The 6313-nt window shown below is 30.1% G+C and carries 6 protein-coding genes; 5 read left to right on the top strand and 1 reads right to left on the bottom strand.

The genetic code is table 11. The annotated features are described in order from the left end of the window. A partial coding sequence (locus tag ACFDSN_RS11490; protein ID WP_375239998.1) for an amidohydrolase family protein occupies nt 1-900 on the top strand: 900 nt, incomplete at its 5' end. Between the two features lie 32 nt (nt 901-932). After that, a complete protein-coding gene (locus ACFDSN_RS11485; protein ID WP_375239997.1) occupies nt 933-2219 on the top strand; it encodes an amidohydrolase family protein in 1287 nt (428 codons plus the stop codon). A gap of 117 nt (nt 2220-2336) precedes the next feature. Here the strand turns inward: ACFDSN_RS11485 and ACFDSN_RS11480 are convergent, their stop codons facing one another. Then, nucleotides 2337-3119: a hypothetical protein gene (locus ACFDSN_RS11480; protein WP_375239996.1), complete on the bottom strand. Its 783-nt coding sequence runs from the start codon at nt 3117-3119 to the stop codon at nt 2337-2339. 84 nt (nt 3120-3203) lie between these two features. On the opposite strand from ACFDSN_RS11480, the gene ACFDSN_RS11475 reads away from it, so the two are divergent. From ACFDSN_RS11475 to ACFDSN_RS11465, 3 genes are all read left to right on the top strand, one after another. Continuing rightward, nucleotides 3204-3995, top strand: coding sequence for a TrmH family RNA methyltransferase (locus tag ACFDSN_RS11475; protein ID WP_375239995.1), 792 nt, complete (start codon nt 3204-3206; stop codon nt 3993-3995). 83 nt (nt 3996-4078) lie between these two features. Beyond that, nucleotides 4079-5311, top strand: a complete 1233-nt coding sequence (locus ACFDSN_RS11470; protein WP_375239994.1) for a M48 family metallopeptidase — start codon at nt 4079-4081, stop codon at nt 5309-5311. 3 nt (nt 5312-5314) lie between these two features. Then, nucleotides 5315-6199, top strand: coding sequence for an alpha/beta hydrolase (locus ACFDSN_RS11465; protein WP_375239993.1), 885 nt, complete (start codon nt 5315-5317; stop codon nt 6197-6199). Nucleotides 6200-6313: the final 114 nt, after the last annotated feature.

The raw sequence follows: 6313 nt of genomic DNA, 5'->3' as shown, positions 1-6313 counted from the left end.
GCAGATCAAATGATTTATAAGGACAGTCCTAAATTTATAAAATTTGCTTTAGGTGAAAATATAAAACAAAGTAATTGGGGCGATTTTAACACGACACGTTTTCCACAAACCAGAATGGGTGCAGAACAAGTGTATATTAATTATTTCCAACGCGCTAAAGAATATGATGCCTTAAAGAAAAGCGGAAAACCATATAGAAAAGATGTTGAGTTAGAAACTTTAGCTGAAATTCTAAACAAGGAACGCTTTATTAGCTGTCATTCTTATGTTCAAAGTGAAATTAATATGCTAATGAAGGTTGCAGAACAATTCGACTTTAACATTAATACATTCACACATATTCTTGAAGGTTATAAAGTCGCAGACAAAATGGTAAAACATGGCGTTGGTGGATCTACATTTAGTGATTGGTGGGCTTATAAATACGAAGTCAATGATGCTATTCCTTTTAATGCCGCAATAATGCATAATGCTGGAGTAACAGTTGCCATAAATAGTGACGATGCAGAAATGGCAAGACGTTTAAATCAAGAAGCTGCAAAAAGCGTGAAGTACGGAAATATAAGTGAAGAAGAAGCTTGGAAATTTGTAACATTAAATCCTGCTAAATTATTACACTTAGATAAACGTGTTGGTAGCTTAAAAGTTGGAAAAGACGCAGATGTTGTTTTATGGTCTGATCATCCAATGTCAATTTATGCTAAAGCAGAAAAGACATTAATTGAAGGTACTGTTTATTTTGATATTGAAAAAGACAAACAAATGCGTGAAGCTATCAAAAAAGAGAAAAACGAATTAACAACACTAATGCTTCAGGCAAAGCATAAAGGTTTAAAAACAAAACCTATTGAGAAGAAAGAAAAAGAATTATTGCATTGCGATTCTATAGATCATAACTAATTCAATTTATTTCTCAATTTAAATTCATACAAATGAAAAACATAACTATAATAGCTTTGTTATTAATTACTTTTATAACAAATGCACAACAAACGCCAGGAAACAAACAAACAAAACCAATTACCATTGAAGGTGCAACAGCACACTTAGGAAATGGACAAGTCATTGAAAATTCTCTAATTATGTTTTCTGAAGGCAAACTAACTTTTGTTGGTAGTGCCAATACTAAAATTGCTAGAAATGGATTAGTAATAGATGGAACAGGAAAACACATATATCCTGGATTTATAGCTCCAAACAGTACTTTAGGCTTAGCAGAAATTGATGCTGTTAGAGCAACAAGAGATTATGATGAAGTTGGAGCAATGAATCCACATATTAGAAGTATTATAGCTTACAACACAGAAAGCAAGGTTGTAGAATCTATGCGCCCAAATGGTGTTTTAATGGCACAAATTACGCCTCGTGGCGGACGTATTTCTGGAACATCATCTATTGTACAATTAGATGCTTGGAATTGGGAAGATGCTATTATTAAGGAAAACGATGGAATTCATTTAAACTGGCCAAGTACTTATTCTCGTGGACGTTGGTGGCTTGGAGAACCTTCTACATTAAAGGAAAACAAAAACTACACAAAACAAGTAGCTGAATTAAAAAACTATTTTGATAATGCAATTGCTTACAATGCAAAAAACACGACTAACAACAAACCTTTTGATGCGCTGTTAGAACTAACAACAGGGAAAAGAACGTTATTTATTCATGTAGATTATGAAAAAGGTATTATTGATGCAGTAAACTTTGTTAAAGATAACAATGTAAAAAATATTGTTATTGTTGGTGGCTACGAAGCTAATATGGTAAGTGATTTTTTAAAGAAAAACGAAATCCCAGTATTATTACAGAGAACACATGCATTACCAAATAACACAGATGAAGATTACGATTTACCTTTTAAATTAGCCAATCAGCTAGTAAACTCTGGAGTTTTAGTAGGTTTAGAAAACTCTGGAGATATGGAACGTATGAATACTAGAAATTTACCTTTTTTAGCAGGAACTTGTGCTGCCTATGGATTAGATAAAGAAACTGCATTAAGTTTAATCACTTTAAATACGGCTAAAATTCTAGGCATTGACAAAAACGTTGGTTCTTTAGAAGTTGGAAAAGATGCTACGCTTTTTATAAGTGAAGGTGATGCTTTAGATATGAGAACTAACAAACTTGAAAAAGCTTTTATTCAAGGACGAGATATTAGTTTAGAATCGCATCAAACGGAATTGTATAAACGTTATTCTAAGAAGCTAGGTAATTAATTTGTCATTCTGCATTACGAAGCAGAATCTACATTCAGACAAATATCAATTACTATAACACAAAAAAGCGAACCTTTATAGGGTTCGCTTTTTTGTGTTTATATTATTAGCTCCAAATCACTTTAAAGGCTTTTCAAACTGAGAAGCTTCCATTTTATATTTAGACAATTTAATATCTGTAAACTCTAAATCGTTACGCTTATCTCCTATTTTAAATCCTTCAGCTTTATACCAAGATAGCGTTTTTGGTAAAACTAAACCTTCAACGTTTTGCCATTCTGAATATCGGATAAAATGCCAATCTTTACTTTTCTCTTTTGTAAAATACGTTACTGTATAACCTAACCAAGCCATTTTATTTGTTTCTATATCGTAATATAAAATGTACTCATCTTCTGGAGATTCTCCTATATCGTTTCCGTAAGAGATTTTAATACCTGGATATATTTTTCCATCAAATTCTAAGGCGTCTACATCTGTATAAGTAATACCATCATCAGCTAAAACATAAGGCATCGCATAAAAATAAAACATTAGATTATAATAAAACTGAGGATTACTTTTATATTTAAAGCCTTCATTTTCTTGTAACCAAGTTTCTTTTCCGTTATATCCAATTTTAAAGTCTTTAGTCTCAATAAAGCTTCTTCTGTCTTTTAAATCGGTGATAGTTAATTCGTCACCTTTTTCTTTTTTCATTGTAAAAGACAAACTCCTAAAACTATTCCACGCTTCTAAAGTTCCGTGTGCATTAAAAACTTTTGTTAGGTTTTTTGGATACACTTTTTTAGGTGTTTCTACAATTACTTCTTTAACAGTTTCTATCACTGCTTCTTCTTTAGCGTCTTTTTTACAATTAAATAAGCTAAGCGTTAGGGCTAATACAATTAGTTTTTTCATTTTATAATGAGTTGATTATTTTACTAGAACAATTTAGTCGTAAGTTATAAATTCTAATTACAGTATTTACGTTATTTTTGCTTTATGAAAGAAATTACTAGTCCGCAAAACGACTTTATAAAACATATCGTAACTTTAAAAGAAAAGTCGCGCACACGTAAAAAAAGTGGTGAGTTTGTGGTAGAAGGTATTCGCGAATTAAACATTGCGTTATCTTGTGGTTACGAAGTGGTTTCTGTATTATTCTACCAAGATTTATTTCCTTTCGAGAATTTAAAAGACATTGATGTAGAAAATTATAAATGTATAGAAGTTTCTAAAGACGTGTATTCTAAAATAGCCTATAGAGATACCACCGAAGGTGTTTTAGCTGTTCTAAAAACTAAAACGCATACATTAGACCAATTAGCTTTAATTAAAAAAAACCCATTAATTTTAATTGCAGAAGCTCCAGAAAAACCTGGAAATATTGGCGCATTACTTAGAACTGCAGATGCTGCAAATATAGATGCCGTAATTATTGCTAATCCAAAAACAGATTTATACAATCCTAATATTGTGCGCTCTAGCGTTGGTTGTGTTTTTAGTAATACCATTGCAACTGGAACAACTGAAGACATTATTAGTTTTTTAAAAGATAAAAACATAAATATTTACAGCGCTATTTTGCAAGAATCTGTAAATTATACGACTCAAGATTATACAAAACCAAGTGCTATTGTTGTTGGAACCGAAGCTACTGGTTTAACTCAAGAATGGCGAGATGCTAGTAAAAACAACATTAGTATTCCAATGCAAGGAAAAATAGATTCTATGAATGTATCTGTTGCTGCTGGAATCTTAATTTTTGAAGCTGTTAGACAAAGAGGTTTTTAATAGCAGCAAAAAAAATTCTGTGTCGTAGCGAAGAATGACAAAATAAGTAACATTTATATAAAAACAGTTAAACAAATAAACATTTGACACCACAAACTTTATTCTACATACTAATAGCCATTTTAATTATCAGTTTTATTATTGATACAGTTTTAGATATTTTAAATGCAAACCATTTTAACGATACATTACCTGAGGAATTAAAAGATGTTTATGATTTAGACGAATACAAAAAATCTCAAAATTACAAAGCCACAAATTTTAAATTTGGACTAATAACTTCTCTATTTTCTTTAAGCTTAACATTAGCTTTTTTCTTTTTTAAAGGTTTTGCTTTTATAGATGAATTGGCTCGTAGTATTACAAACAATCCAATTTTGATAACTTTAATTTTCTTTGGAATTATAATGATTGGTAGCGATTTACTAACCACGCCATTTTCTTATTACAAAACCTTTGTTATTGAAGAACAGTTTGGATTTAACAAAACCACAAAAGGCACTTTTTTTCTAGATAAATTAAAAGGTTTATTAATGACTGTTATTTTAGGTGGCGGAATATTAGCCGCAATAACTTGGTTTTATAATAGCAATCCAACAAATTTCTGGTGGTACACTTGGATATTAGTTGCCGTTTTTACATTGTTTATGAATTTATTTTACAGTAAATTAATTGTGCCATTATTTAATAAACAAACACCTTTAGAAGAAGGAACACTTAGAACTGCCATTTCTAATTATGCCAAAACTGTTGGCTTTAAATTAGATAATATTTTTGTGATTGATGGCTCTAAACGAAGTACCAAAGCTAATGCTTATTTTTCAGGATTTGGAAGCGAAAAACGCATTACACTTTACGATACTTTAATTAATGATTTAAACGAAGATGAAATTGTAGCTGTTCTTGCTCACGAAGTTGGCCATTATAAGCGTAAACATATCATTTTTAACTTGGCTAGTTCTATTTTATTAACTGGAATCACGTTGTATATTCTATCTCTTTTGGTGGGAAACTCAGTACTATCTGAGGCTTTAAGTGTAAACCAAACCAGTTTTCATATTGGTTTAATTGCTTTTGGAATTTTATACAGTCCAATTTCGGAAATTACAAATTTAATTATGAATTTATTTTCACGTAAATTTGAATATCAAGCAGATAATTATGCAAAAAACACATTTAAAGCCGAACCATTAATTACGTCTTTAAAAAAAATGTCTAAAAATAGTTTAAGTAACTTAACACCACATAAAGCAACTGTGTTTATGCATTATTCGCATCCAACATTATTGCAACGTATTAAAAATCTAAAGGCTTAACGTATGTCTTTTTCTAAAATATTTTGTTTATTTATTTGTATGTCATTCTTCAGCTCAATGTTTTCGCAATCTAAAAAAACGTTTAAATACGTTAAAAATGATAGTACAAAATTGAAATTAGATATTTTTTTACCTAAATCAAAAAAGAAAGATACTACAAAAACACCATTAGTAATTTATGTTCATGGTGGTGGATTCTCAGAACGAAACAGAAAAGATGGTTATAACTTATGTAAATACTTAGCCGAAAACAACATTGCAGCAGCTACTATAGATTATACCCTTTTTATGAAAGGTAAAGATTTTGGTTGTAACGGAACTACCGAAGAAAAAAAACAAACTATTCTAAATGTTGCTAATCAAATAAAACAAGCCACTTCTTTTTTAATCGAAAAAAATGAAAAACTAAAAATTGATACTTCCAAAATATTTTTAGCAGGAACAAGCGCTGGGGCAGAAAGTATTTTACATTCGGCTTATATTTTAAATGAATTTAATACTGCTTTCCCAGAAGATTTTAAATACGCAGGATTAATTGCTGGTTCTGGAGCTTTATTAGATATAAATTTAATTACTCCAGAAAATAAAATTCCAATGTTTTTATTTCACGGTAAAAACGATACAACAGTACCATATAAAACTGGATCTCATAGAAATTGTCCAAAAGATGCTACAGGTTATTTAAGTTTAGCTGGTTCTTATAGTATTACTAAGCACGTAGAAGATTTAAATGGAAGTTGCCAGCTATTTACAATAGAAAATGGAGAACACCAACATGGAGATACTTACTTTTATTACCAACATCATTACATAACACGTTTTATAGAAGATGTATTACTTGGCGATCCTTTTATTAGATATGAAGTCAAGCAGATTGTGAAGCGTTAATAGTTTATCACTTACTAGCTTTATTGTTTTAAGATGGTTTTTTATCTGTTTTTTTTATAATAATTACAACAAAAAAATGCGACTTGGATAATGAAATAATTAAATTACCTTTAC

It is taken from the genome of Aurantibacter sp. (assembly GCF_042094015.1).
Taxonomy (GTDB): domain Bacteria; phylum Bacteroidota; class Bacteroidia; order Flavobacteriales; family Flavobacteriaceae; genus Aurantibacter.
The sequence above is the reverse complement of the archived record's forward strand: the minus strand, read 5'-3'. Positions and strand labels throughout refer to the sequence as shown.